This window comes from Pseudomonas sp. SO81, from assembly GCF_030374125.1.
GTDB lineage: Bacteria > Pseudomonadota > Gammaproteobacteria > Pseudomonadales > Pseudomonadaceae > Aquipseudomonas.
Genome location: NZ_CP126126.1, coordinates 2689808 through 2715787, shown reverse-complemented (window position 1 = coordinate 2715787; position 25980 = coordinate 2689808). Strand labels below are relative to the sequence as shown.

Here is a 25980-nt window from a genome sequence, read left to right as displayed (position 1 = left end):
TCAGAAGCTGTATTTGACGTTGAAGGTCAGGTAGTCACGGTCGGTGCGCTTGTTGGAGATGCCGCCACCGCTGTAGCCGACGTACTTGGCGCCGACGGTCAGGGACTCCTGGTAGATCGCGTCGAGACCCACCGACCAGCTCTGCGCCTCCTCGTCCAGGCCGTTGGTGAGCTGCGGCGACACGCCGTTGATGCTGTACTGGTAGCCGAGGCTGGGCACCAGATTCACCAGGTTGAACACGTTGGGGTAGGTCAGCTGCAGGCTGGCCTGGGCGCCATAGGCGCTGCTGGTGGCCTCGTAGTAGTCGACGTCCGACTCCAGGCCCTGCACGCGGCTGGCCACCAGTTCGGAGAACAGCGCGGCCGAGTCCGAACCGAGCAGGCCGTTGAAGTTGTAGATGGCCGCCAGCGAGGCCTGGAACATGTCCTTCTCGCGGTAGCCGTCGATGTGGGTGCCGGTCGGCAGGCCCTGGGGATTGAGCAGGGCGATCGGCAGGTACTCGTTGAGGCCCAGGGCGATCGGCGTGTCCGGCCGGTAGCTCAGCTCGCCGGCCAGGGATAGGCCGTTGAAGATGCTGTCGCCACCGATCGAGGTGTTGAAGCTGATGCCGAACAGGTCGCGCTTCTCCAGGTATTCGGCGTAATAGCGCGAGCTGCTGGCGTTCGGCAGCGCACCTACCACCGGCAGGATCACCGGCTGGCCGACGGTCAGGCCGATCATCGGCACCTGCATGTTGTAGCGCAGGTAGTAGAAGCCCAGCTCGGTGTCGTTCAGCTCCGGCACGTACCAGCGCAGGGCCAGGCCGTACTGGGCCGAATCGTCGCCGTCGATGTCCTGGGCACGCGGGATGAAGGTCGTGGGGAGATAGGCGCGCAGCAGGCCATTGACCAGCCCGGGGCCGAGGCTGTCGGCATAGGCCTGGGCCGCCTCCGGGCTGTCGAAGGCCATGGCCGGGCCGGCCAGACCGGTGGCCTGCTCCTGAAGGGGCGAGGCGGACAAATATTCGCAGTCTTCGCCGAGCGGATCGAGGGTGGAGAAGTAGGTGCCGCAGGGGTCGATCTTCGAGGCCTCCCAGGCCTTGCCGGGTTGCCAGTAGCCTTCCAGGGTGAGGTTGTCGCGCAGCTCGTAGGAGCCGTAGACCATGAAGGTGGGCATGTAGGCCTCCTTCACTTCCGAGCCGGGCGCGCGCAGGGCGTTGATGTCCACCGGGTTGGTCGCGCCGATGCCGTTCTGATAGAACAACCCCTCGCCCCAGTTGATCACCTGGCGCCCCAGGCGGGCGTTGAGGTCACGCTCGTTGACCGTCCAGCTGCCGTAGACGAAGGCATCCAGCAGATCGATGCTGGAGCCGGCCTCGTCCAGGCCGCCGTCGCTGATCTCGCGATGCCGACGCGAGTCGTCTTCCAGCTCGAAGTCGTAGAAGGCGCGGCCGCGAATGAACAGGCCGTGGCGCTCCTGGTAGCGCAGGTCCATCTCCGAGACGACCTTGACCATCTCGGAGAACAGGTCGCCCTTGCGGAAGTTCAGGTTACCGTCGTCGGAGTTGATCAGCCCTGCGTTGCTGCCGCTGCCACCATTGGCGCGGGCGATCAGCTTGTCGTCCTGGCCTTCCATGCGGTAGCTGACGCCGTAGGAAACGGTGGTGTCGAGCGAGGTGGTCCAGTCGCCCGAACGCACCTGAAATGCCTGCGCCATTCCAACAGGCAACGCGCCCAGCAATGCCAGGCCGGCGACCGCCAGGCCTCTTCCTTGATATGCCACGATGACCTCCAGCTGTTGTTTTTATCGGAATCGGAACATCGGTTCCGATGAAAGATAGAACTCAACCAATAATCTGGCAAGGCACCGGGCGATAATTTTCTGCCGCTTCGGCAGATCCTCGACTGATTTAAAACTCTTCTTGATCACCCGTCCCGGTTCGAGCCGACAGCGCATCTCTAGCTCGCCACATTCCGCGCGTCTACCAATACACCCCTCGTGGCATTGGAACACTTGACGGAATCGGAATTCCTGTTTCTATTCGAAGAGCAATGCTCCTAACAACAATGACGGAGATCACTCCCATGATCGCTTTCCGCACCCTGTTCTGCTGCCTGCTCCTTTGCTTCACATTGCCTGCCGCGATGGCCGCTTCACGCTGCAGCGAACGGCCCAAATCGCTGCTGCTACCGGCCAAGGTCAGCTGCAGCCACCAGACCACCTGGATCGATTCCGGCGTGGTCGGTGCCCGTCAGGTGATCTACCAGACGCCCCTGGGCACCCCGCCGAGTGGCGGCTGGCCGGCGGTGCTGATCTATCAGGGCTCGTTCTTCCCGCTGGACAACTTCACCTACTACAGCAACCAGCCGTTCGGCGGCTTCTACGAAGGCAAGCTGGTACGCGCCCTGCTGGACAATGGCTACGCGGTGATCGCTCCCAGCGCACCGGCCGACCTGTTCTGGCAGACCAACATCCCCGGCCTGGCCCAGGCCTATGAGCTGAGCACCGACTACGACTTCCTCGGCAATGTGCTGGCAGCCATCGCCGCCGGCCACTTCGGCCCGCTCAACGCCCAGCGCCAGTACGCCACGGGCATCTCCAGCGGCGGCTACAACACCAGTCGCATGGCCGTTTCGTTCCCCGGCAGGTTCCGCGCCCTGGCCATCCAGTCCGGTTCCTACGCCACCTGCGGCGGGCCGCTGTGCGTGATACCGGAGCTGCCGAGCGATCATCCGCCGACCCTGTTCCTGCATGGCTTCGTCGATGTGGTGGTGCCCTGGTGGAGCATGGACCTGTACTACGACCGCCTGCTCCAGCAGGGCGTAGAGACCGCGCGGCACACCGAGGCGCTGGGCGGCCACGAGTGGTTCGCCGCCTCGCCGGGCAAGATCCTCGCCTGGTTCAACGCTCACCCCTGAGCGGGGAAAAATGCCTACGGCATCACACACTGGCGTTCTGCTACCATCGAGCCCGGCCGCCCGGCGGCCGGACCGATCCACCGTGGACAAGGACCACGTCTTGCAGAACCTGCGTACCTCCGACAACGGCACCTACATCGACTTTCTCCGCGACCGGCTCAACGCACAGGGCATCGAGGCCATCGCCTGCGACCTGGGCGATGAAGCGCGCGGACACCGCTACGCCCTGCTGCTGCCGCATGACGGCGACGCCCCGCGGGCCTGGCAGGCGCTCACCGAGGCGCCCAGCGAATACGACCACCATCTGCAGCTCGGCGAAGCGCGGGACAACCGCCTGATCGCCTTCTGCCGCTCGCCTACCGTGCGCCGCTGCAGCGTCGGTCTGCTGCTTCTGGTGCTGGTCGGCGCGGGCCTGGAGGCGCTGCTCGCCGGCTAGAGCCGGCACTCCGCCAATGTCGCCGCCAGTGCCGCCCCGTCCTGCGGTGTGGGGAAGATCAGCTCCAGTCGCGAATCCTTGCGCCACTCGCTGGCCTGCCAGTGCGGCGCCTCGCCATCCAGCGCATTGGCCGACAGCCAGCCGGCATTGCTGTGCAGCACCAGCTTGGCGCGGCGCCAGGGCAGCCCGGCCAGCCAGGTTTGCACCCGCATCAGCTCGAACACCTGGGAGGGATGGAAGCGCCAGCCGATGCTCCAGCCCTCGGCCTGCTCCTGCACCTGGCAGATCGGCTGGCGCGGGTCGCTCCATACCTGGGCCAGCGGCGCCCTGCCCTGTGGCACGACCAAGTCCTCGCTCGGCGGCCCGGCCAGTGCGGCACTGCCGGGCAGCTCGGCGAAATCCAGCACGCCCTGGCTGGTCCAGCGCAACGGCCGCGCCGGCAACTGCGCCTGCAGGCGTGCGCGCGTCGACGCATCCAATTCCTCGGCCTTGTTCAGCAGCAGCAGGCCGGCCAGCTCCAGCGCCTCCCGCTGGCTCTCCGGCAGCGGCTGACCCACCGCCAGGGCGGCCGCGTCCAGCACCAGCACCGCCGGCTGCAGCGCCAGCACCCCGCGCCAGGGCGCCTCGCCCAGCTGGCACAACAGCTCGGCCGGATGACCGAGGCCGGAGGGTTCGATCAGCAGGCGATCCGGCCTGGCCTGGCGCAGCAGACGGCCGAGGCCGACCTGGAAGGGTGCGCCGCCCACGCAGCACAGGCAGCCGCCAGGGATTTCGGCCAGGCTGACGCCGTCCTGGTCGCTGGTCAGCAGCGCCTGGTCCAGACCGATCTGGCCGAACTCGTTAATCAGCACCGCCCAGCGTTCGGCCGCCGGCTTGTGGGCCAGCAGGTGGCGGATCAGGCTGGTCTTGCCGGCGCCCAGGGGGCCGGCGATCAGATGGGTGGGGATATTGGCGAGCATGGGTCTATGGTGCGGTTTCACGCGGCGCCGGGAAAGGCTAAAGTCGCCGCTTTGTTCGAGGAGAGAGAGACGATGCGCGTGATTGCCGCCCTGTTGCTGCTGGGCCTGACCGGCCAGGCCTGGGCCGAAGCCTGCGTGGTGCACAGCGAGGGCAAGCAGGTGGAGGTGAAGCTCTGCCAGCAGAACCGCAGCATCCCCGCCAACCTGTTCCGCACCGGCTTCTGCGCCCCGCAGTTGCAGGGACAGAAGGTGGACGTCAGCTTCGTCGAGCAGTGCCCCAGCGGCGCCTTCGGCGAATGCCGCAACGCCAAGGTCCAGGGCACGCCCTACCAGCAGGACATCCACTACTACGGCGTGGCCAGCGACGCCCGCTATCTCAAGCCGGCCTGCGAACAGCAGAGCAAGGGCGTGTGGATGGCGCGCTGAGCGTGAGACATGAATGGGTTTCACGTGGAACCCACCGCAACATGCGGATAGTTCTACCAGCCGCCTCCACCCCCACCGCCACTGCCGCCCCCGGACGAACCACCACCCGACGAGCCACCGCTGGAAGACGATGAGCTGGCCGGCGGCGTGGACGCGCTGGCACTGGCGCTGACCAGGCTGGACGCCAGGGCGCTGCCAAAGGTGGACGGCGAGCTGAAGCTGTTGCGCGCCTGATACCAGTCCGGCTGGTACTCGCGCAGGCTCGGGTCGACCAGGCCGGCCTCCAGGGCGCTGGCAAAGCGTGCGCTCCACTGTTCCTCGACCCCCAGCGCCATGGCGTAGGGCAGGTGCAGCTCGTACAGCTCGATGCTCATGGCCGGCGCCCCGCCGGCACGCTCCAGCACCTCGCGCTCGGCCAGTTGCAGGTAGTCACGGTAGCCGGCCAGTGCATCCAGCAGTTGCTGGCCCTTCACCGAAGGCGCCTCCAGCCAGCGATAGAACAGCCCCACCACCAACACATAGGCAACCAGCAGAATCGTCACCGGCACCGAGGTGGTGGACAGCAGCATCCACAGGCCGATCGGCACCGGCCAGCCGAACATCAGCGCGACCAGTCCCAGACCGATCTTCTTGCCCCAGCTCGACTGGCGCGCCGCCATGACCAGGATCACGGCTGTAGGAATGCCAAAGCCCAGGCTGAACATCAGGCCACCGATGGCCAGGCCCCACTGCTCTTCGCCCTGCAGCCCGGTCAGCACGCTGAGCAGGATGCCGGGCACGGCCAGGGCCAGACCGGTGGCCCAGGCGCCGCGGTTGTTGGCGTGCCACAGGCGGCCATGGGTATCCAGGCTGTCGACCATGCGCGCCTTCATCTCGGCCAGGCGCGGCTGGTACTTGCTGCCCAGCTCCAGCGGCGCATCGCCCTTGCTGGCCGGGAACAGCAGGCGCAGCCACTCGATCTCGCCGACCCGCGCCGACTCGATCGGCGTCTTGCCACGCTGCACGACGAAGCCGTCGGCGCGCGGACGATCCTCCAGGCGGATCAGCCCGCGAATCGCCCAGTCGGTGAAGCACACGCCCAGCGCGCGCGCCTCGTCGAAGGCGCCACGAAAACCGCGATGCCAGAGATAGCCGACCTGGGTCGGGCTGAGATCGTCCGGTGCCTCGAAGTGCACCATGTGCAGGCCCTTGCGCGGATCGCGGCCGACGCGTCGCCAGGTGCGCAGGTAGTAGCCCAGCAGCCACAGCCATAGCGCACCACCCAGCACCACGCCGGCGTTGTCGAACAGCAGGCGCAGCGTGCGCTGCAGAACGTTCGGCCTGTCGATCAGCCCGGCGGGCCAGTCGATGCCGATGGTCAGGCCGTGTTCCGCCGGTAGCGCCGCGGTGGTCTCCAGGCGCACGACATCCTCGCCCTGCTCCAGCACCCGGTAGTCCTGGCCCTGGGCGCCGCCGGCACCGGTGTAGGCATAGACGCCGTCGCTGCGCGCCCCGGGCGGCAGCTGCACCCGCACCGAGGCATGCAAGATGGGGAAGGCCCAGGCGTTGCCGGTGACGTTCCAGTACAGCTCGTCCTCGCCCGGCCGTTGCAGCAGTTGCGGGTCGACGCGATAGCTCAGCTCATAGCGGTAGCGGCCCGGCTGCAGGTAGTGGCCGGCCGAGCCCAGATAGAAGCGCTGGTAGGCGCCGACGCTCTCGCGATGCACCTCCTCGGGCACACCATCACGGGTGGCGCTCAGGCTGTTGATCGGCGTCTTGCGCAGCAGGCCGCCGGCCAAGCGATAGATCACCGGCAGGTCGCGGTAAATGCCGCGCTGGATCTGGTCGCCCTCGGCCTGCACCACGATGCGCTCCACCACATCGAGCATGCCGTCGCGGCCGATGCGCAGCTCCACGGCGAAATCCTCGATCACCTCTTGCGCCAGGCTCATGCCGGGCAGCAGGCAGCACAACAGCAAGACCAGCTTGAGCCGTCCGGGCATGTTCAGAACTCCATCTTCGGCGACTGGCCGTCGCGGGGGTCTTCCAGGGTGAAATAGTCGGCGCAGCGAAAGCCGAAGGCGCCGGCCAGCAGGTTGCTCGGCACCGACTCGACCAGCACGTTGAGTTCGCGCACGGCGCCGTTGTAGTAACGGCGGGCCATCTGGATATGATCCTCGACCTCGCTGAGGTTGCGCTGCAGATCGAGGAACACCGCGTCGGCCTTGAGCTCGGGATAGCTCTCGGCCAAGGCGAACACGCGCAGCAGTGAGGACGACAGCTGGCCCTCGAACGCCGCGCGGTTGGCGGCGCTATCGCCCTCGTGGGCCTGGGCTTCGCCGCGGCGGCTGGTCAGCTCCTCCAGGGTGTCGCGCTCGTGGGTCATATAGGCGCGCAGGCAGGCGACCAGTGCCGGAATCAGGCTGGAGCGGCGCTTGAGCTGCACGTCGATGCCGCTCCAGGCCTCGGCCACCCGCGCCCGGTTGAATACCAGACGGTTGTAGAGATGGATGCCAACCAGCAGCACCAGCACGCTGGCCGCCCCGAACAACCACCACCCGATCACCTGCATTCCTTCGCCCTCGTCCTCTGACTGAAGCGGCAGTGTAACCGCAGCGCCGCGCCAGGCATCGCCGATTGCGCCGCAGACAAGGTCAGCGGGCGGGCAGGCCTCCGCAGTCCTCGCCAACCCAGCGCGCCTGGCTGTTCATGGTGCTGTCGCGGCCGTCATAGACGCCCTTCACCGTGGTGGTAAAGGCCGTGTCGCTGGCGAAGCGGGTCTCTCCCTCACCCTGGCCGTTGGGGCAGGTGAAGCGGAACTTCCATACCTCGGCGCTGCGCTCGGTAATCTCGTGGGTGCATCCCGAGTTGGGGTCCTGCAGGGGGATGTTCTGGCCCTTGGCACTGGCCTCGCTGAGGCACAGTTGCACTCCGCCGCCGCTGCCCATCTGCACGCCCTTCTGCTTGAGCATCTGCTCCATCATCTGGCGCTGCTCGGCCGGCATGTTCTGCAGCTGCGCCAGCAATTCCTGCATGTCCGGCATGGCCTGACCACCACTCTGCACCTGGTTGGTGAACTCCCACAGGCCGGGGCGCAAGTCGGCCACGGCCAGCGCCGGCAGCAGGCAGGTACCCAGCAACAGGGTGCGGATGATGGTCATGGTGCGGCTCCTCGCGACGGTGACTGACCCAGCCAGCTTAGGTCAGCCCGGGCGCTTCGGCGCTGGTGCGGCAGGCGGAAGCGGGTCACGTTTTCGTGCAGACAGACGCCATTATTTGCTGTGCGAGTTCACATAAATGAACTTATCGACCCAGCCAAGTGTGAAACAGAGCAAAGTTGCCGGTAAGCATTTTCTTACAAGTAAAGTTGCACTTTCCCACATATATGAATACGCCCTCATAACAACTTTCAATTGGCGCCAAAACGGCCATCCGATCTGCCGACGAACAACTTCCAGCAATCTTCCCGCTTGTCTAGCGCTTCACATTTTCCGCCTTGCCCACCTCCCATCCTGGGGCTAGGATGCCCACCGCATAAGGACGCTGTGCAAGTAGTTGCGCAAAAAGCTGCGCAAAAAGTTGCACACACAGACCAAGCAACCACTTGCTTCTCGCTTATATGAGAAGTTTTCGAAGTTGCTGGACATATATATAGAGTCAATGGAATGACTGCACTTTCACCGCTGGCCGAGCATTATCTGCAGCTGGCGAAAACACCCATTAACGATGGGAACTTCGCCGGTGAAGACATGCGTTATTCCGGCGAATTCGAGGCACTGGAAGGCGAGCTGGAAAAGGCCGCCGCCATGCACCAGACCGAGGCCATCGACTGGCACAAGGTGCGTGACCAGAGCGAGGCGCTGCTGCGCCACCAGTCCAAGGATCTGCGCGTGGCCTGCTGGCTGGTCTGGAGCCTGCACCAGCGCGAAGGCCTGAACGGCCTGCAAGCCGGCCTGGGCCTACTGCTCGAACTCTGCCAGCAGCACTGGAGCAGCCTGCATCCGCTCAAGGATCGCACCCGTGCCGCCGCCCTCACCTGGCTCACCCCGCGTCTGGAAAAGGTGCTGGGCGAAGACATCCCCGTCGCCAGCCAGCTGCCACTGTTCCGCAACCTGGCCGAGCTGCTGCGCGGCCTGGAAACCTGCCTGGCCGCGCAACTGGGCGAACAGGCGCCGCTGCTGCTGCCGCTGTGCCGCCGCCTGGACGAGCAGATCGCCCGCGCCACCCAGGGCCAGACCGAGCCCGGCGTGGTCGGTGCCGCCCTGGCCCAGGTCAAGCAGGCCGCCGCCCAGGTGATCAACCCCAGCGCCCCGCTGGACAACGAGCGCGACGCCCACAAGTCGCTGCGCGCCCTGCAGGACGGCGCTCGGCCGCTGTGCGCCTGGTGGCTGAAGCAGAAGGCCAGCGACCTGCGCGCCCTGCGTCTGGCGCGCACCCTGCTGTGGTTGCCGATCGACGGCCTGCCGCAGAGCAATGCCGAACAGATCACTACCCTACGCGGCCTGCCGGCGGACAAGCTGGCCAGCTTCACCGAGCGCTTCGCCGCCGGCCAGTACGCCGACCTGCTGGTGGAAGTGGAGGCCAGCATCACCCGTGCGCCGTTCTGGCTGGATGGCCAGCGCCTGGCCTGGGAATGCCTGCAGGAGCTGAACGCCGAGGCCGCCATGTGCGAGGTGGAGATGCAGCTGGCGCTGTTTCTCCAGCGCGTACCGGGCCTGGACGAGCTGCGCTTCCACGATGGCGTGCCCTTCGCCGATGCCGAGACCCGCGCCTGGATCGGCGCCAGCGTGATGCCGCACCTGCAGCCGCCGAGCGCCGAACCGACCGTGCCGGTCGGTGCCGGCGGTGAGCTGCCGGCCTGGGAAATCGCCCTGCAAGCCGCTCTGCCACGCCTGCGCAAGGACGGCCTGAAGCCCGCCGTGCAGCAGCTCAAGCAGGGCATGGCCCAGGCACAGGGCGGCCGCGCACGGTTCTTCTGGCAGCTCGCCCTGGCGCGCCTGTGCAGCGCAGCGAAGAAGCACGAACTGGCCAAGACCCAACTCGAATCCCTCGACCAGACGCTGCAGGCCTCCGGCCTCGGCGAGTGGGAACCCGATCTCGCCCTGGAAGTGCTGCGTCTGCTGCACAACTGCTACGAGCTGCTGCCGCAGAACCATGCGATCCGCGAGCGCAAGGAAGAGATCCACCGCAGGCTGTGCCACCTCGATCTCGAAGTGGTGCTGGATTGAGGCCGCAAGGCCTCCGCTTAACGTAAAGGAGAACAACCATGGCCAAAGAAGGCTCGGTAGCACCCAAGGAACGCATCAACGTCACCTTCAAACCGGCGACCGGTGGTGCTCAGGAAGAGATCGAACTGCCCCTCAAGTTGATGGTTCTGGGTGATTTCACCCAGCGTGCCGACGACCGCAAGATCGAGGACCGCAAGCCGATCAGCATCGACAAGAACAACTTCGACGAAGTGCTGGGCAAGCAGGAGCTGAGCCTGGCCTTCAACGTGCCCAACCGTCTGCAGAACGAGGAAAGCGCCGACGAGCTGCCAGTACAGCTGCGCATCAACTCGATGAAGGACTTCAACCCGGCCGCCGTGGTCGACCAGGTCCCCGAGCTGAAGAAGCTGATGGAGCTGCGCGACGCCCTGGTCGCCCTGAAAGGCCCGCTGGGCAACACGCCGGCCTTCCGCAAGGCGATCGAAAGCGTCCTCTCCGACGACGACTCCCGTGACCGCGTACTGGGTGAACTGGGCCTCGCCGCCCAAGCCCAGCAAGACGCCTGAATTCTCGACAAGGAAGCCCGAGCATGAGCACCAGTGCAGTAGTGGAAAGCACCCGGAATGTCGCCGAAGCCGGCATTCTCGACCGCATCATCGCGGAAACCCGCCTGACCCCGGACGACGAAGCCTATGACATCGCCAAGCGTGGCGTGTCCGCCTTCATCGAAGAGCTGCTGAAGCCGCACAACCAGAACGAGCCGGTGAAGAAGGCCATGGTCGACCGCATGATCGCGGAGATCGACGCCAAGCTCAGCCGGCAGATGGACGAGATCCTCCACCACGCCGATTTCCAGGCCCTGGAATCGTCCTGGCGTGGCCTCAAGCTGCTGGTCGATCGCACCAACTTCCGCGAGAACACCAAGCTGGAGATCCTCAACGCCTCCAAGCAGGACCTGCTGGACGACTTCGAGGACAGCCCGGAAATCACCCAGTCCGGCCTGTACAAGCACATCTACACCGCCGAGTACGGCCAGTTCGGCGGCCAGCCGGTCGGCGCCATCGTCGCCAACTACTTCTTCGACCCCAGCTCGCCGGACATCAAGTGCATGCAGCACGTGGCTTCCGTCGCCTGCATGGCTCACGCGCCGTTCATCGCCGCCGCCGGCCCGAAATTCTTCGGCCTGGAGAGCTTCACCGGCCTGCCCAACCTGAAGGACCTCAAGGACCACTTCGAGGGCCCGCAGTTCGCCAAGTGGCAGAGCTTCCGCGAGCGTGAAGACGCGCGCTACGTCGGCCTGACCCTGCCGCGCTTCCTGCTGCGCAACCCCTACGATCCGGAAGAGAACCCGGTGAAGACCTTCGTCTACAAGGAGAACGTCGCCGGCAACCACGAGCACTACCTGTGGGGCAACACCGCCTACACCTTCGCCTCCAAACTGACCGACAGCTTCGCCAAGTTCCGCTGGTGCCCGAACATCATCGGCCCGCAGAGCGGTGGCGCGGTGGAAGACCTGCCGCTGCACCACTTCGAGAGCATGGGCGAGATCGAGACCAAGATCCCCACCGAGGTACTGGTCTCCGACCGTCGCGAGTACGAACTCGCGGAAGAAGGCTTTATCGCCCTGACCATGCGCAAGGGCAGCGACAACGCCGCGTTCTTCTCCGCCAACTCCACCCAGAAGCCGAAATTCTTCGGCATCAGCGAGGAAGGCAAGACCGCCGAGCTGAACTACAAGCTCGGCACCCAGCTGCCCTACCTGTTCATCGTCAACCGCCTGGCGCACTACCTGAAGGTGCTGCAGCGCGAGCAGATCGGCGCGTGGAAAGAGCGCACCGACCTCGAGCTGGAACTGAACAAGTGGATTCGCCAGTTCGTCGCCGACCAGGAGAACCCCAGCTCGGAAGTCCGCAGCCGCCGTCCGCTGCGCGCCGCGCAAGTGATCGTCAGCGACGTGGAAGGCGAGCCGGGCTGGTACCGCGTCAGCCTCAACGTGCGCCCGCACTTCAAGTACATGGGTGCCGATTTCACCCTGTCCCTGGTCGGCAAGCTGGACAAGGAGTAAGGGCGCCATGACCGGATACGGCAGCCTGTTCGAGCGCCTCGGCGGTGACACCGTCGGCCGCGCCCGCCTCGATCACGAGGTGAGCGTGATGGCCTCGGTGGCTGCCCATCTGGCCAAGATGCTCAGCACCCGGGCGGGCAGCGTGCAGACGCTGCCCGACTACGGGTTGCCCGATCTCAACGACATGCGCCTGTCATTGCACGACGCATTGCAGCAGGCGCGCATGGCGATCGAACGCTTCATCGAACAATACGAGCCGCGCCTGAAGCAGGTGCGGGTCATTTCCCTGCCGCGCGAGCACGACCCCCTCAGCCTCAACTTCGCCATCGAAGGGCTGCTGCAGGTCGACGGCATCAAGCGCCAGGTCAGTTTCGCCGCGCAGCTGGATGGCAGCGGGCAAGTGAAGGTCAGGTAAGGGCCTGTTCAAAGGAGAGCATGGATGTCCGGTAAACCCGCCGCCCGCCTGGGCGATCCCACCGCCTGCCCGGTTCCCGGCCACGGCACCAACCCCATCGCCGCCGGCTCGCCCAACGTGCTGTTCGACAGCAAACCGGCTGCACGCATGGGCGATGCCTCGGCCTGCGGCGGCGCATTGAGCGGCAACGTGATCCCGACCGTGCTGATCAACGGCAAGCCGGCGACCACCATCGGCACCGTGGGCAACCACGGCAATGTGGTGGTGGCGGGGTCGGGGACGGTGTTGATCGGGACTAGTGGGGGTGGGGCAGCATTCGTCGCCCCCGCAACTCTGATGGCCCAGAAATACAACCAGGCCAGCGGGGGAGAGGAGTTTAGCGACTCCACACCATTGATCATTGAAGGCTTCGACATTCGTGTGCAAATGCTCGACCAAGCCAGTGGTCAAGCGCTAGGGAACATGGCCTATACCGCCATTCTGGAGGACGGTAGCGAGCTGCATGGAACTACCGACCAGAACGGACTTACCCAAGCCCTGGGGCATAAAGACACGTCTCAACAAGTAGCCATTATCGCTAGGCCTGGCTGGCTGCTGCGAGGCGAATGAAATGGCCAAACTACAAGCGGTCAAAGTAGGCAGCGTTGCCACTACTCCATCCGGGGATCAATCACCGGCCCAGGTCTATCTGTCTGGGCAGGAAGACTTTGTGATCCCAATGGTTTTCTCCGATTACAAGATCCAGGTCGACGGCCCTGAAGCAAACATCTTCGGCTACAAGATCAAGATTCCTTCGCAAAAGGCACCCTACCTTGGGCATGCCGGGGTGCTCGTGATCAACGGCAGAACCGGCCTGTCGAAGTACTACGAATATGGGCGCTACCCTGGGCCTGGACCATTGGGGCGCACGCGTTCCGGGCGCATTCCAGACGTCACCCTCAAGGGAGGAATGATTGTCGAGTCATCTCTGAGAAAAACCCTGCGGACTATTTCTAGCGCGCATGGGCAGAGCAGCCGTATTTCCGGAGTAGTACTGCGGGGCAAGGTCTTCGATCAAGCATTGGCCTGGCTCAAAGCCAAAGAGGCAGAGAATGCCAATCCCAAACGCAAGGAATACGACCTGGGCAACCACAACTGCATGACCTTCGTCTCCGATCTGGTCGACCATATTGGTCTTAATAGCCCGTTCCGCACCCGTGTCGTAGTACCCAGCGCCTATATGGAGCAGTTCCAGCTCAGCGAAATCGATCTGGATTACGACTATGCCGCTGACACGCTGGAGATTTCCGATTGAAATCTCTCAAGCGGATCGCTCTCGGGCTAACAGCGCTGATCCTGGCATTGACCATTGCCGCCTACTCACTACTTGAGCCAGTAGATGAAGTTCCTCCGGTCCTACACAACCACCCCGATGCGTACTGGAGTGGCGCTCAAGATGGTGGAGTTTTCTTTGAAATCACCCGCGCCGCGCCGCCACGCTACTTCCTAGAAGTCCGCCACGAGAACGGAGACATCTGGATCGCCGGCTGGCTTTCGGATCAGGGACGCCCGCTCAAGAACAACGACTTCTGGGGCTACGACGGTGGCGATGTTGTCTACATCAAGAACGGCAAGCCGCTTCGACTGGAGAGCATGGATGGCACGCCAATTCGCATGGGCGAGTAAGTCGATGGGTAGAGATCAAGGTAAGAGTCTTCTCATTACCTCAGTGCTACTGGTTGCATTGCTGATCGCTTGCATCGGAGCGGCTCACATCGCCACCACTCAGAAAGCGCAGTACTCGTATCCGAGCCCCTCGGGAAGATTCATTTTGCAGAACGTGTTGTTGGCACCTTGGAGCGACCTCGCCTACATCCGCGTCATTGACACCCAGGCACCGGCCTCCACCTTCCGCACGCCGCTTTACGACAAGCACTACACGGATATGCGCTCGCACGAAGATGACAGAGCCGTGGGAGTTGTTTGGTTCGACTTCGACAAGCAGCAGCAGACCTTCGAGATCGGCGTGCCGGAATGGCAAAGCAGCTGGCTGAACCTGTTCATCAGCAATACCCCTTACCGAATTATCGAGAACTGACGCCGTGGTCTTAAATCAGCACAGCCGGCTCGGTTTTCCTACCCAGCCAAAGATGAGTGCGTCTCTACTCCTAGCAGCACTATCGACTCTCGGCGCCTGCGTGCCATACCCGCATTCGGTGACCCGCAACCCAGCCATCGAAGGCCGCGTATTGTCCGCCGAAACAGGGCAGGCAGTGGCGGATGCCAAAATCGAACTGGATATCGGCAGCGACGAGTCCTGGCGCTACGAAACCCGCAGCGATGTCGAGGGCCGTTTCGCCTTCGACGAACACCGTGACTATCGCCTGTACGCCCCGCTGGCCGATGGGCCGCAATGCTGGACCATGTTGTCGATCAGCGCTCCCGGCTATCACGCCCGCCGTTGCATATGGACGAGCACCTATTGGTGTCCGTCAGGCCCTATGAGGCTGCCACATCTGACACTGCAGCCGGAACACGTTGTCATCTCGGAAAAAGACGCCAAAGAAGACCTCTGGCGTTGCATCGAATCGGCCAAGGAGCAGGCCCACTAATGTCCTTCAACCACCACTACCAGAGCGAACTCTCCGCCCTGCGCCAACTGGGCAAGCGCTTCTCCGAGCGCAGCCCGGCGCTGGCGCCGTTTCTCGGCCAGGCCGGCCGTGATCCGGATGTCGAGCGTCTGCTGGAAGGCTTCGCCTTTCTCACCGGGCGCCTGAGGCAGAAGCTCGATGACGAGCTGCCGGAGCTGACCCATTCGCTGATGCACCTGCTGTGGCCCAACTACATGCGCCCGCTGCCGGCCTTCAGCATGCTGCAGTTCGACCCGCTCAAGCGCCCCGGTCCGGCGCTGCCGGTGCCACGCCATACGCCGGTGGAATCACGCGCCATCGAGGGCGTGACCTGTCGCTTCCGTACCGCCTACGCCACCGAGGTGCTGCCGCTGGCGCTGAGTGGCCTGGACTACTCGGTCAAGGGTGACGGCGCGCTGCTCAGCCTGCGCCTGGCGATGAGCGCCGATGGCCACCTCGGCGAGCTGCAACTGAAGCAGCTGCGCCTGCACCTGGCCGGCGAGCGCTATATCGCCCAGCTGCTCTACCTCGGCCTGCTGCGTCACCTCGGCGGCCTGCAGCTGGTATTGCTGGATGGTGAAGGTCAGCCGCTGACCGGCGAACACGGCCTGCCGTTGCCGGCCATGGCTCTGCCGACGAACCAGGTCGAGGCGGTCGGCTTCAGCGAAGACCACGCGCTGATCCCCTACCCGCACAACACCTTCCGCGGCTACCGCCACCTGCAGGAATACTTCGCCTTCCAGGACAAGTTCCTGTTCATCGACCTCAAGGGCCTGGACGCCATCGCCCGCCAGCCAGAAGAAGTGCTGGAGCGCGCCCGCGGCCTGGAGCTGCGCTTCGACATCCGCAAGACCGGCCTGCAGCGCATCCGCCCGACCCTGGACAACGTGCGCCTGTACTGCACGCCGGTGGTCAACCTGTTCGCCCACGACGCCATCCCGATTCGCCTGGACGGCAAGCAGGACCAGTACCTGCTGCTACCGGCCGAGCTCGACCCGCAGCACTGCGGCGTGTTCTCGGTGGATCGGGTGACCGGCTGGAAACCAGGCGGCATGGGCTACGAGGAATACGTGCCGTTCGAGTCGTTCGAGCACGACACCAGCTTCGACCAGCCGCGCGCGCGGCCGCACTACAGCGTGCGCCAGCAGCCGTCGCTGCTCGGCGACGGCATGGAGACCTGGCTGAGCTTCGGCGCACGCGGTGGCGAGGCCCAGGAGACCCTGTCGATCGAGCTGACCTGCACCAACCAGAGCCTGGCGCGCCAGCTCAAGCCGGGCGACATCTGCCTGCCCAGCGAGGACACCCCGGAGTTCCTCACCTTCCGCAATATCGGCACGGTGACGCCGAGCTACGCGCCGCCGCTGCACCGCGACTACCTGTGGAAGCTGATCTCCAACATGTCGCTGAACTACCTGTCGCTGGCCGACGTCGAGGCGCTCAAGGTGATCCTCGAGACCTACGACCTGCCGCGCCACTACGACCAGCACGCGCTCAAGGTCAGCCAGCGCATGCTCGGCGGCCTGAAGAAGATCGCCCACCAGCACGTCGACCGCCTGCACCGCGGGCTGCCGATTCGCGGCGTGCGCACCGAATTGACCATGGACCCGGACGGCTACCTGGGCGAAGGGGACCTGTTCCTGTTCGCCTCGGTGCTCAATGAATTCTTTGCCCTCTACGCCAGCCTTAACAGCTACCACGAGCTGCGCGTACAGAGCACACAAGGAGAGGTGTACCAATGGACGCCGCGCATGGGGCAGCAGCCCCTGCTCTGAACCGGCTCAGCCGGGGCATCCGCGAGTACAGCCTGTTCCAGGGTGTGCTGCAGGTGCTGGATCGTCTGCGCACCGCCCATCCCGAGCTGGATGAGGAGGCGCTGTACGAGCGCCTGGAATTCCAGGCCAACCCCAGCCTGGGCTTCCCCGGCAGCGATACCGATCGCCTGGAGTTCTTCGAGGAACACGGCGAGCTGCGCGCGCGCCTGCGCATCAACCTGGTCGGCCTGTTCGGCTCCGGCTCGCCGCTGCCGGCGTTCTACAGCGAGCAGGCGCTCGGCGATGGTCCGGATGGCAACACCACCCGCGATTTCCTCGACCTGTTCAACGACCGCCTGCAGCGCCTGCTCCTGCCGATCTGGCGCAAGTACCGCTACTACGCACACTACGACCAGGGCGCCCGCGACCTGTTCTCCGCCCGCCTGTTCGCCCTGATCGGCCTAGGCGGCGAACGCATCCGCGCCGCCGAGGACCTCAACTGGCGACGCCTGCTGCCCTACCTCGGCCTGCTCAGCCTGCGCGCCCACTCGGCGGCGCTGGTCGAGTCGGTGCTGCGTTACTACTTCAAGCACGCCGACCTGCGCATCGAGCAGTGCGTCGAGCGCCGCGTGGAGATCATCGCCGAGCAGCGCAACCGCCTCGGCCTGGCCAACAGCCAGCTGGGCGAGAGCCTGGTGCTGGGCGACTCGGTGCGCGACCGCGGCGGCAAGTTCCGCATCCATATCCGCCAGCTGAGCTGGGCGCGCTTCCACGAATTCCTGCCGATTGGCAGCGGTTACCAGCCGCTCTGCGCGCTGGTGCGCTTCACCCTGCGCGACCCGCTCGACTACGACATCCGCCTGGCCCTGCGCCACGAGGAAATCCGCGAGCTGCGCATCGGCCAGGACAACCCCTGCCACCTGGGCTGGACCTCCTGGCTCGGCCACGAACAGGCCGATGGCGTCGTCACCATCGGCAGCAAGACTCATTAAAGGACTGATGAAATGATCAACGTCGACCTCCAACAGCTGGTCCAGGCACTGGACGCCGAGACCCGCCGCGAGCTGGAAGCCGCCGCCGAACGCTGCCTGCAGCGCGGTGGCAGCAAGATCCTGGTCGAAGACCTGCTGCTCGGCCTGCTCGAGCGCCGTGACGGCCTGCTGGCCCGCGCCCTCCAAGATGCCGAGGTGGACGCCGGCGAACTGGCCGCCACCCTGCAGCCCCGTGGCGAGGCCAGCGAGTCGCGCAACCCGGTGTTCTCCGCCGAGCTGGTGCAGTGGCTGCAGGACGCCCTGCTGGTGGCCAACCTGGAGCTGGGCCAGAGCCAGATCGAACAGGCCGCGCTGCTCCTTGCCCTGCTGCGCAACCCGCTGCGCTATGCCGGCACGCGTTACCAGCCAATGCTGGCGAAGATAGATGCCGAGCGCCTGCGCGACTTCGCCATCAGCCAGCAGCCGCAGGCCGCCGCCGGCAAGCCAGCCGCACCGGGCGAATCCAATCTGCAGCGTTTCACCCACAACTTCACCCAGCGCGCCCGCGACGGCAAGCTCGACCCAGTGCTGTGCCGCGACGGCGCCATCCGCCAGATGATCGACATCCTCGCCCGGCGGCGGAAGAACAACCCGATCGTGGTCGGCGAGGCCGGCGTGGGCAAGACCGCGCTGGTCGAGGGCCTGGCCCTGCGCATCGCCGCCGGTGAAGTGCCGGAAGTGCTGCGCGGCGTCGAGCTGCTGGGCCTGGACATGGGCCTGCTGCAGGCCGGCGCCAGCGTCAAGGGCGAGTTCGAACGCCGCCTGCAAGGCGTGATTGACGAAGTGAAGGGCGCGGCCAAGCCGACCATCCTGTTCATCGACGAAGCTCACACCCTGATCGGCGCCGGCGCCCAGGCCGGTGGCTCGGACGCCGCCAACCTGCTCAAGCCAGCCCTGGCCCGCGGCGAGCTGCGCACCATCGCCGCCACCACCTGGAGCGAATACAAGAAGTACTTCGAGAAGGACCCGGCCCTGGCCCGGCGCTTCCAGCCGGTGCAGCTGCACGAGCCGACAGTTCCGGAAGCCGTGACCATCCTCCGTGGCCTGGCCCCGGTGTACGAGCAGAGCCACGGCATCTACCTGCGTGACGACGCGGTGGTGGCCGCCGCCGAACTGTCCGCGCGCTACCTGGCCGGACGCCAGCTGCCGGACAAGGCGGTGGATGTGCTGGATACCGCCTGCGCCCGCGTGCGCATCAGCCTGGCCGCCGCGCCGGAAGCCCTGGAGCGCCTGCGCGGCGAGCTGGCCGAAGGCGAGCGCCAGCGCCTGGCCCTGCGACGCGACCTGCAGGCCGGCCTGGCGGTGGACGAAGTGGCCTTGGCCGCCCTGGAGCAGCGCCTGACCGAGGCGGAAAGCGAACTGCAGCACATCGATGCGCGCTGGAGCGAACAGCGCCAGCTGGCCGAGCGCCTGCTGGACCTGCGCCAGCAATGCGCCCAGGCCCGCAACGACGGTAGCGAGGAGCTGGAAGCGCTGGAAGGCCAGCTGCGCGAAATTCAGGCCGAGCTGGCCAAGGCCCAGGGCGAGGAGCGGCTGGTCAGCTTCGAAGTCTGCCCGCGTCTGGTGGCCGAGGTGATCAGCCACTGGACCGGCGTGCCGCTGAGCCAGCTGGCCCGCGAGCACAACGCCAAGGTGGCCAGCTTCGCCAGTGACCTGCGCGCCCGCGTGCGTGGCCAGGAGCAGGCGGTGCAGGTGCTGGATCGCGCCATGCGCGCCGCCGCTGCCGGGCTGAACAAGGACGACGCGCCGGCCGGCGTATTCCTCTTGGTCGGCCCCAGCGGCGTGGGCAAGACCGAGACCGCCCTGGCCCTGGCCGACCTGCTGTACGGCGGCGAGCGCTTCCTCACCACCATCAACATGTCCGAGTTCCAGGAGAAGCACACTGTCTCGCGCCTGATCGGCGCGCCGCCCGGCTACGTCGGCTACGGCGAGGGCGGCATGCTCACCGAAGCGGTGCGGCAGAAGCCCTACTCGGTGATCCTGCTCGACGAGGTGGAGAAGGCCGACCCGGACGTGATGAACGTCTTCTACCAGATCTTCGACAAGGGCGTGGCCAACGACGGCGAAGGCCGCGAGATCAACTTCCGCAACTGCCTGATCCTGCTCACCTCCAACCTGGCCAGCGACAAGATCGAAGCACTCTGCGCGGGTGAGCAACGGCCGCCGGTGGAGCAGCTCGAAGAGGCGATCCGCCCGACCCTCAGCCGCCACTTCAAGCCGGCCCTGCTGGCGCGCATGCGCGTGGTGCCCTACTACCCGGTGGCCGGCGCCGTGCTGCGCGAGCTGATTCAGCTCAAGCTGGAGCGCCTCGGCCAGCGCCTGGGCAAACGCCGCCTGGCCTTTAGCCATAGCCCGGCGCTGCTCGACCACCTGGCCGAGCGCTGCGCCAGCGGCGAGAGCGGCGCGCGGCTGATCGACCAGCTGCTGGAGCAGAGCGTGCTGCCGCGCATCGCCGACCGCCTGCTGGATGCCATGGCCAGCGGCGCCGCCATCTCCCGTGTACACGCCACCCTGGACGGTGAAGGAGCGCTGGCCTGTGAGTTCGATTGAACGCATCGTCGAGGCCGCGCCGCTGCTGGGCCAGATCGCCCAGCCGCTGGCCTATGCCGAACAGCTGCTGCAGCAGTTCACCCGCCTGTCCCGCCTGGCCGCTGCCGAACGCCTGCCGGCGGCCCTGGCCGAGGCAGCGGCGCAGCTCAGCGGCTGCCGCCTGGCCCAGCTGTACCTGCTGGATAGCACCCACACCCGCCTGACCCTGGCCGCCGAATGGCTGGACGGTCGGCTCGCCGAGCACGAGACCAGCCTGCCCAGCGACTACGACGGCGAGCAGCTGCTGCAGTATTGCCTGTGCCAGAACCGCCACCTGAGCCTGGCCAGCCTCGACCCCAGCCTGCACGAGACCAGCTTCCTGCCGGCCGCGGAAAAGCCCTGGCGCAGCCTGCTGTGTCTGCCGCTGCAGGATGAGCAGGCGCGCGTCGCCGGCCTGCTGCTGGTGGCCAGCAGCGGCACCCGCGACCTCGACGGCTTCGCTGCCTCGCTGGCCAGCCTGGGCGCCTTCGCCCTGGCCCAGCACCAGCTGCTGCAACGCCTGCGCGCACCCAAGGCAGCCGCACCGGAAGCGGCCAGCCCGGCGCTGCCCAGCGACTACGGCCTGATCGGCAACAGCCCGGCCATGCGCCCGGTGTATCAGCTGATCGGCAAGGTGCTGCACAACCCCACCAGCGTGCTGCTGACCGGCGAGACCGGCACCGGCAAGGAGCTGGTCGCCCGCGCCATCCACGACTGCGGCTTCCGCCGCAGCCAGGCGTTCATCGTGCAGAACTGCGCCTCGCTGCCGGAGAACCTGCTGGAGAGCGAGCTGTTCGGCTACCGCAAGGGCGCCTTCACCGGCGCCGAGCGCGACCGCAAGGGCCTGTTCGACGCGGCCGACGGCGGCACCCTGTTCCTCGACGAGATCGGCGACATGCCCCTGGCCCTGCAGGCCAAGCTGCTGCGCGTGCTGCAGGAAGGCGAAGTACGCCCGCTGGGCAGCACCCAGACGCACAAGGTCGACGTGCGCATCGTCGCCGCCACCCACCGCGACCTGCGCAGCCTGGTCGAGGAAGGCCGCTTCCGCGAAGACCTGTTCTATCGCCTGTCGCACTTCCCCATCGAGCTGCCGCCGCTGCGCGCCCGCGCCGAGGACATCCTGCAACTGGCCCGGCACTTCGCCGCCAAGGCCGCCAGCTTCCTGCAGCGCGACGCCTGCCGCTGGTCCGAGGCGGCGCTGGACCACCTGGCCGGCTACGCCTTCCCCGGCAATGTGCGCGAGCTGAAGGGTCTGGTGGAGCGCGCCGTGCTGCTGTGCGAAGGCGGCGAGCTGTTGCCCGAGCACTTCAACCTGCACCCCACCAGCCTCGCCGATGACAGCTGCATGAACCTGCGCGAGCGCATGGAAAAGGTCGAGCGCAACCTGCTGCTCGACTGCCTGCGCAAGAACCGCGGCAACCAGAGCCAGGCCGCCCGCGAGCTGGGCCTGCCGCGCCGCACCCTGCTGTACCGCATGGACCGGCTGAACATCAGCCCGGCCGACGTCTGAGGCCGCCATGCATTCCCTATCCGTCACCGCCAGTGGAGAAACCGCGATGTCCCACCGCCTTCTGACCGCCACCCTGCTCGCCGCCCTGCTCGGCCTCGCCGGCTGCGGCGGCAACTACAAGTCCAGCGACGACGAGTACCGCCCGCTGGGTGACCCGCACGCCGAACAGCAGCGCGAAGACTGAGCGCAAGGAGCCCCTACCATGGAACTGGTATTCGATATCGTCAGCGCCCAGCAGTACGCGCCGGGTCTGCTGACCAGCAAGAGCTTCAAGAAGGCCGGCGGCGTGATCGGCCGTGGCGACGAATGCGACTGGGCCATCCCGGACAGCAAGCGCATCCTCTCCAACCGCCACGCCCAGGTCAGCTACGCCGACGGTCACTTCTATCTGACCGACATCAGCAGCAATGGCGTGACCCTCAAGGACAACGGCGCGCGCCTGCCCAAGGGCGAGCCGCAGCGCATCGAGCACGGTTGCGTGTACTGCCTCGGCGAGCTGGAGATCCGCGCCCGCGTGCTGCAGGACCCGGCCCAGTTCGAGGAGCAGATCGGCCAGCGCCAGCACGCCGGCAGCATCATCCCCGACGATGCCTTCCTCGACCTCGACCCGATCGCCGCCCTCGAACAGCGTCCGCGCGGCTACAGCCAGCTGGACGAGTTCGCCGGCCTGGTGCAGGCGCCGGAGGAAGAGCAGGCGCGCACCCAGTACGCGCGCATCGACATGGAAAGCCTGCTGGTGCCCGAGCTGGTCCGCGAAGCGGAGCCGGCTCCGCTTGAAGTGCCGCGCCCGCAGGCCCGCCCGGTGCAGGTGCCGGTGGCCGCCGAGCCACTGCCGCAAGGCTTCTGGCAGCGCTTCGGCGACGCCCTCGGGGTGAAAGTCGACGACCTCGATGCCGAGGCTCGCGAGGCCCTGGCCCTGCAGGCCGCGCGCCTGCTCAAGCAGAGCGTGGCCGGCCTGCAGCAGAGCCTGCGCACGCGCAGCGAGCTGAAGAACGAGCTGCGCCTGGCCCTGACCACCGTGCAGAGCGCCGGCAACAACCCGCTCAAGCAGGTCGGCGACGCCGGCGAGGCGCTCACCGCCATGCTGCGCGGCAACAAGCCCGGCCAGCTGCCGGCCGAGCAGGCCGTCGGCCGCGCCTACCGCGACCTGCAGGCACACCAGGTGGCGTTGTTCGCCGCCAGCCGCACGGCGGTGCAGGGCCTGTTCGAACAGTTCGCTCCCGAGCAGCTGACCCTGCGCTTCGAGCAGGACCGCAAGCCGCTGCTGGCCACTTCCGGCAGCCGCTGGCGCGCCTACCAGCGCCATTTCCGCGCGCTGGAGAAGGACGACGACTGGAGCCAGCGCCTGTTCGCCCGCGACTTCGCCAAGACCTACGAAGAGCAGGTCCGCCTGATCGCCACCCTCAACACCGATTACCAGCCTTCGTAAGAAGCAAGGATGAATGCCATGCGCCGTCTTATCAGCCTTAGCCTGCTCAGTCTGCTCGCCGCCCTCGGCGGCTGCTCCAGCCTGTCGCCCTACTCCGACACCACCAAGCTCGACCTGCGCCTGCAGGCCAGCGAGGACCTCAACCCGGACCTGGCCGGCCGCCCCTCGCCGATCGTGGTGCGCCTGCTGGAGCTGAAGAATCCCTCGTCGTTCAACAACGCCGAATTCTTCTCCCTGTACCAGCGGCCGAAGGAATCGCTGATGCCCGACCTGGTCAGCTTCGAGGAGATGGAAGTGCGCCCCGGCGAGGAGCGTGACCTCAAGCTCTCGGTGCAGCCGGGCAGCCGCTACGTCGGCGTGATCGCCGCCTACCGCGACCTGCCGGAAGCCAGCTGGCGCTATGTCGTCTCGCTGCAGGAAGGCGAGATCAACCAGGCCGGCGTGGTGCTCGGCAAGCGCGGCCTGGAGCCGCTCAAGGAAGAGGACTGAGCAATGGAAATGCTCAAGGTTGTCTGGCAGGAAGGGATGCTCCTGCGCCCCCAGCACTTCCAGCAGAACGATCGCTACTTCGAGCACCAGCTCAAGTCGCGCTCGCGCCTGCAGGACATCTACCCCTGGGGCTTCTTCAGCCTGGAGGTGGACCGCCAGTTCCTCGGCATGGGCAAGCTGGTGCTCAGCCAGGCCAGCGGCGTGCTGCCCGACGGCAGCCTGTTCGAACTGGACGCCAGCCGCGAGCCGCTGGCCCTGGACATCCCGCCGAACACCGCGGCCACCCCGGTGTACCTGGCCCTGCCGCTGGTCACCGGCAACCATATCGAGAGCCGCCGCAGCGAACAGCAGGACGTGCTGGCCCGCTACCGCGCCCACGAGCTGGAAGTGGCCGACTCCAACGCCGGCGACGTCACCGTCAGCCAGGTCAGCTGCGGGCGCCCGGACTTCCGCCTGCTGCTCGGCGAGCAGCAGAACGACCAGGCCTTCGTGAAGCTCAAGGTGGCGGAAATCTTCGACACCAGCCCGGACGGGGTGATCAGCCTCGACCAGGACTTCAGCCCGACCTTCCTGCATGTGCAGGCGTCCAGCTACCTGCTGTCCTGCCTCAAGGAAGTGATCAGCCTGCTCGGCCACCGCGGCGACATCCTCGCCGAACGGGTGCGCGCCGCCGGCAAGCTGGGAAACACAGAGGTGGGGGACTTCCTTATGCTGCAGCTGGTCAACCGCTACGAGCCGCAGCTGCGCCATTACCTCAGCCTGGAGCAGATGCACCCGGAGCTGCTGTATCGCGAACTGGTCGGCCTGCTCGGCGAGCTGGCCACCTTCGCCGCGGACCACAAGCGCCCGCGCCTGGACGGCCGCTACCTGCACAACGACCAGGCCGCCAGCTTCCGCAAGCTGATGGAGGCGCTGCGCCAGGTGCTGTCCATGGTGCTGGAGCAGCACGCCATCGAGCTGCCGCTGCAGCAGCGCCAGTACGGCATCCAGGTCTCGCCGCTGCAGGACCACGCGCTGCTCGGCAACGCCACCTTCGTCCTCGCCGCCGATGCCCAGTGCGAGTCCGAGGAGCTGCGCAAGCGCCTGCCGGCGCACCTGAAGATCGGCGCGGTGGAACGCATCCGCCAGCTGGTCAACCTGCACCTGCCGGGCATCAAGGTGAAGCCGCTGCCAGTCGCGCCGCGGCAGATCCCCTTCCACGCCGGCAAGACCTATTTCGCCCTGGAGTTCAGCGCCGAGGAACTGGCGCAGCTGGAGAGCTCCGGTGGCTTTGCCTTCCACGTGTCCGGCGACTTCGCCGGGCTTGAGCTGAAATTCTGGGCGATCAGGAGCTGAACATGATCAGGGAAGCACAGGACAAAACCGTCGTCCTCAACCGCCAGGGAGAAGGCGCCGCACCACGCGGGCCGCTCACCGACTTCGCCACGCCGCGCTTCGAGCAGCTCGAAGAGCGCATGGTCTACGCCGCGCGCATGCGCCCGGCGGAAGTCTTCAACATCAGCTTCAACCCGCTGGTGGCTGCCAGCGCGCTGCTGCTCTCGGAAGTGGTGCGGCTGAAGACCCACGCCAGCGCGGAGAACTTCGACGCGCTCAACGAGCGCCTCAACGTGGCGATCAAGCTGTTCGAGCACCGCGCCCTGCAGGAAGGCGTGGAGGGCGGCCAGGTGATGGCCGCGCGCTACGTGCTGTGCACCGTGGTCGACGAGGCCGTGGTGACCACGCCCTGGGGCAACGAGAGCGCCTGGTCGCAGATGAGCCTGCTGTCGACCTTCCACAACGAGACCTTCGGCGGCGAGAAGTTCTTCCAGCTGCTCGAACACCTGTCGCGCAACCCGGTCAAGCACCTGGCCATGCTCGAGCTGATGTACATCTGCCTGTCGCTCGGCTTCGAGGGCAAGTACCGCGTGCTGCCGCGCGGCATGCTCGAACTGGAGGCGATCCGCGACAGCCTGTACCGGCAGATCCGCCAGCTGCGCGGCGATATCCCGCGCGAGCTGTCGCCGCACTGGGAGGGCCTCAAGGAAGGCCGTCGCCGGCTGGTGCGCATCGTCCCCGGCTGGCTGGTGGCAGTGGCCACGGTGGCCGGCCTAGCGCTGCTCTACGCCGGTTTCAGCTGGGTGCTGCACGAGCAGCGCGGCACCGTGCTGCAACCCTATCAGGCGGCCGAAGTCGCTCCGGCCCCCGCACAAAGCAATCAGGGATGATCTGA

Annotated in this window: 26 protein-coding genes; 21 read left to right on the top strand and 5 right to left on the bottom strand. The window is 66.3% G+C overall.

Translation table 11 applies throughout. The features are described 5' to 3' along the window. On the bottom strand, nt 1-1761 hold the full coding sequence (locus OH686_RS12630) for a DUF1302 domain-containing protein (protein ID WP_289532979.1): 1761 nt from the start codon (nt 1759-1761) through the stop codon (nt 1-3). A 302-nt stretch (nt 1762-2063) separates the two neighbouring features. On the opposite strand from OH686_RS12630, the gene OH686_RS12625 reads away from it, so the two are divergent. Together OH686_RS12625 and OH686_RS12620 are read left to right on the top strand one after the other, a co-directional pair. Next, complete coding sequence (locus OH686_RS12625; protein ID WP_289532978.1) at nt 2064-2897, top strand: extracellular medium-chain-length polyhydroxyalkanoate depolymerase; 834 nt, start codon at nt 2064-2066, stop codon at nt 2895-2897. Nucleotides 2898-2979: 82 nt separating this feature from the next. Next, a complete protein-coding gene (locus OH686_RS12620) occupies nt 2980-3333 on the top strand; it encodes a hypothetical protein (RefSeq protein WP_289532977.1) in 354 nt (117 codons plus the stop codon). Here OH686_RS12620 and OH686_RS12615 read toward each other — a convergent pair. Beyond that, on the bottom strand, nt 3330-4292 hold the full coding sequence (locus OH686_RS12615; protein ID WP_289532975.1) for a CobW family GTP-binding protein: 963 nt from the start codon (nt 4290-4292) through the stop codon (nt 3330-3332). The genes OH686_RS12620 and OH686_RS12615 overlap by 4 nt on opposite strands. A gap of 72 nt (nt 4293-4364) precedes the next feature. Here OH686_RS12615 and OH686_RS12610 point away from each other — a divergent pair, with 72 nt between their 5' ends. Beyond that, nucleotides 4365-4718 carry an NADH:ubiquinone oxidoreductase gene (locus tag OH686_RS12610; RefSeq protein ID WP_289532973.1) on the top strand — a complete coding sequence of 118 codons (354 nt, stop codon included), beginning with the start codon at nt 4365-4367 and terminating at the stop codon, nt 4716-4718. Between the two features lie 53 nt (nt 4719-4771). Here OH686_RS12610 and OH686_RS12605 read toward each other — a convergent pair whose 3' ends face one another. The 3 genes from OH686_RS12605 to OH686_RS12595 form a co-directional block, all read right to left on the bottom strand. Next, nucleotides 4772-6700: a DUF2207 domain-containing protein gene (locus OH686_RS12605; RefSeq protein ID WP_289532971.1), complete on the bottom strand. Its 1929-nt coding sequence runs from the start codon at nt 6698-6700 to the stop codon at nt 4772-4774. Between the two features lie 2 nt (nt 6701-6702). After that, entirely contained in the window at nt 6703-7269 is a 567-nt protein-coding gene (locus OH686_RS12600; RefSeq protein ID WP_289532970.1) for a LemA family protein, read from the bottom strand. Nucleotides 7270-7351: 82 nt separating this feature from the next. Next, nucleotides 7352-7858 (bottom strand): DUF3617 domain-containing protein, encoded by a 507-nt coding sequence (locus OH686_RS12595; protein WP_289532968.1) that lies wholly within the window; start codon nt 7856-7858, stop codon nt 7352-7354. 504 nt (nt 7859-8362) lie between these two features. Between OH686_RS12595 and tssA the strand changes: the two genes are divergently transcribed. The 18 genes from tssA (at nt 8363) to icmH (ending at nt 25975) form a co-directional block, all read left to right on the top strand. Beyond that, the gene (tssA, locus tag OH686_RS12590) at nt 8363-9925 is read left to right on the top strand and encodes a type VI secretion system protein TssA (protein ID WP_289532966.1); all 1563 of its coding nucleotides are present in this window, start codon (nt 8363-8365) and stop codon (nt 9923-9925) included. Between the two features lie 38 nt (nt 9926-9963). Then, entirely contained in the window at nt 9964-10470 is a 507-nt protein-coding gene (tssB, locus tag OH686_RS12585) for a type VI secretion system contractile sheath small subunit (protein ID WP_289532964.1), read from the top strand. A 23-nt stretch (nt 10471-10493) separates the two neighbouring features. After that, nucleotides 10494-11969, top strand: coding sequence for a type VI secretion system contractile sheath large subunit (gene tssC, locus OH686_RS12580; RefSeq protein ID WP_137973961.1), 1476 nt, complete (start codon nt 10494-10496; stop codon nt 11967-11969). Between the two features lie 7 nt (nt 11970-11976). Beyond that, the gene (tssE, locus tag OH686_RS12575) at nt 11977-12384 is read left to right on the top strand and encodes a type VI secretion system baseplate subunit TssE (protein WP_021702434.1); all 408 of its coding nucleotides are present in this window, start codon (nt 11977-11979) and stop codon (nt 12382-12384) included. 24 nt (nt 12385-12408) lie between these two features. After that, a complete protein-coding gene (locus OH686_RS12570) occupies nt 12409-12993 on the top strand; it encodes a PAAR domain-containing protein (RefSeq protein WP_289532960.1) in 585 nt (194 codons plus the stop codon). 1 nt (nt 12994) lies between these two features. Further along, nucleotides 12995-13678, top strand: a complete 684-nt coding sequence (locus OH686_RS12565) for a hypothetical protein (RefSeq protein WP_289532959.1) — start codon at nt 12995-12997, stop codon at nt 13676-13678. Then, nucleotides 13675-14049 carry a hypothetical protein gene (locus tag OH686_RS12560; RefSeq protein WP_289532958.1) on the top strand — a complete coding sequence of 125 codons (375 nt, stop codon included), beginning with the start codon at nt 13675-13677 and terminating at the stop codon, nt 14047-14049. The genes OH686_RS12565 and OH686_RS12560 overlap by 4 nt, the downstream gene beginning before the upstream one ends. Then, nucleotides 14021-14461, top strand: coding sequence for a hypothetical protein (locus tag OH686_RS12555; protein WP_289532957.1), 441 nt, complete (start codon nt 14021-14023; stop codon nt 14459-14461). The genes OH686_RS12560 and OH686_RS12555 overlap by 29 nt, the downstream gene beginning before the upstream one ends. A gap of 100 nt (nt 14462-14561) precedes the next feature. Next, nucleotides 14562-14975 carry a carboxypeptidase-like regulatory domain-containing protein gene (locus OH686_RS12550; RefSeq protein ID WP_289532955.1) on the top strand — a complete coding sequence of 138 codons (414 nt, stop codon included), beginning with the start codon at nt 14562-14564 and terminating at the stop codon, nt 14973-14975. Then, the gene (tssF, locus tag OH686_RS12545; RefSeq protein ID WP_289532954.1) at nt 14975-16765 is read left to right on the top strand and encodes a type VI secretion system baseplate subunit TssF; all 1791 of its coding nucleotides are present in this window, start codon (nt 14975-14977) and stop codon (nt 16763-16765) included. Before OH686_RS12550 ends, tssF begins: the two co-directional genes overlap by 1 nt. After that, the gene (tssG, locus tag OH686_RS12540) at nt 16729-17736 is read left to right on the top strand and encodes a type VI secretion system baseplate subunit TssG (protein WP_137973958.1); all 1008 of its coding nucleotides are present in this window, start codon (nt 16729-16731) and stop codon (nt 17734-17736) included. Before tssF ends, tssG begins: the two co-directional genes overlap by 37 nt. A 12-nt stretch (nt 17737-17748) precedes the next feature. Continuing rightward, nucleotides 17749-20325, top strand: a complete 2577-nt coding sequence (gene tssH / locus OH686_RS12535; RefSeq protein WP_289532952.1) for a type VI secretion system ATPase TssH — start codon at nt 17749-17751, stop codon at nt 20323-20325. A 22-nt stretch (nt 20326-20347) separates the two neighbouring features. Beyond that, nucleotides 20348-21853: a sigma-54 interaction domain-containing protein gene (locus OH686_RS12530; protein WP_289538948.1), complete on the top strand. Its 1506-nt coding sequence runs from the start codon at nt 20348-20350 to the stop codon at nt 21851-21853. A gap of 46 nt (nt 21854-21899) precedes the next feature. Continuing rightward, entirely contained in the window at nt 21900-22037 is a 138-nt protein-coding gene (locus OH686_RS12525) for a type VI secretion protein (protein WP_137973956.1), read from the top strand. Between the two features lie 18 nt (nt 22038-22055). Further along, nucleotides 22056-23282: a type VI secretion system-associated FHA domain protein TagH gene (gene tagH, locus OH686_RS12520; RefSeq protein WP_289532950.1), complete on the top strand. Its 1227-nt coding sequence runs from the start codon at nt 22056-22058 to the stop codon at nt 23280-23282. An 18-nt stretch (nt 23283-23300) separates the two neighbouring features. Beyond that, entirely contained in the window at nt 23301-23771 is a 471-nt protein-coding gene (tssJ, locus tag OH686_RS12515; protein WP_289532949.1) for a type VI secretion system lipoprotein TssJ, read from the top strand. A gap of 3 nt (nt 23772-23774) precedes the next feature. Beyond that, on the top strand, nt 23775-25106 hold the full coding sequence (gene tssK, locus OH686_RS12510) for a type VI secretion system baseplate subunit TssK (RefSeq protein ID WP_137973953.1): 1332 nt from the start codon (nt 23775-23777) through the stop codon (nt 25104-25106). A 2-nt stretch (nt 25107-25108) separates the two neighbouring features. After that, nucleotides 25109-25975: a type IVB secretion system protein IcmH/DotU gene (gene icmH, locus OH686_RS12505; protein WP_252272416.1), complete on the top strand. Its 867-nt coding sequence runs from the start codon at nt 25109-25111 to the stop codon at nt 25973-25975. Nucleotides 25976-25980: the final 5 nt, after the last annotated feature.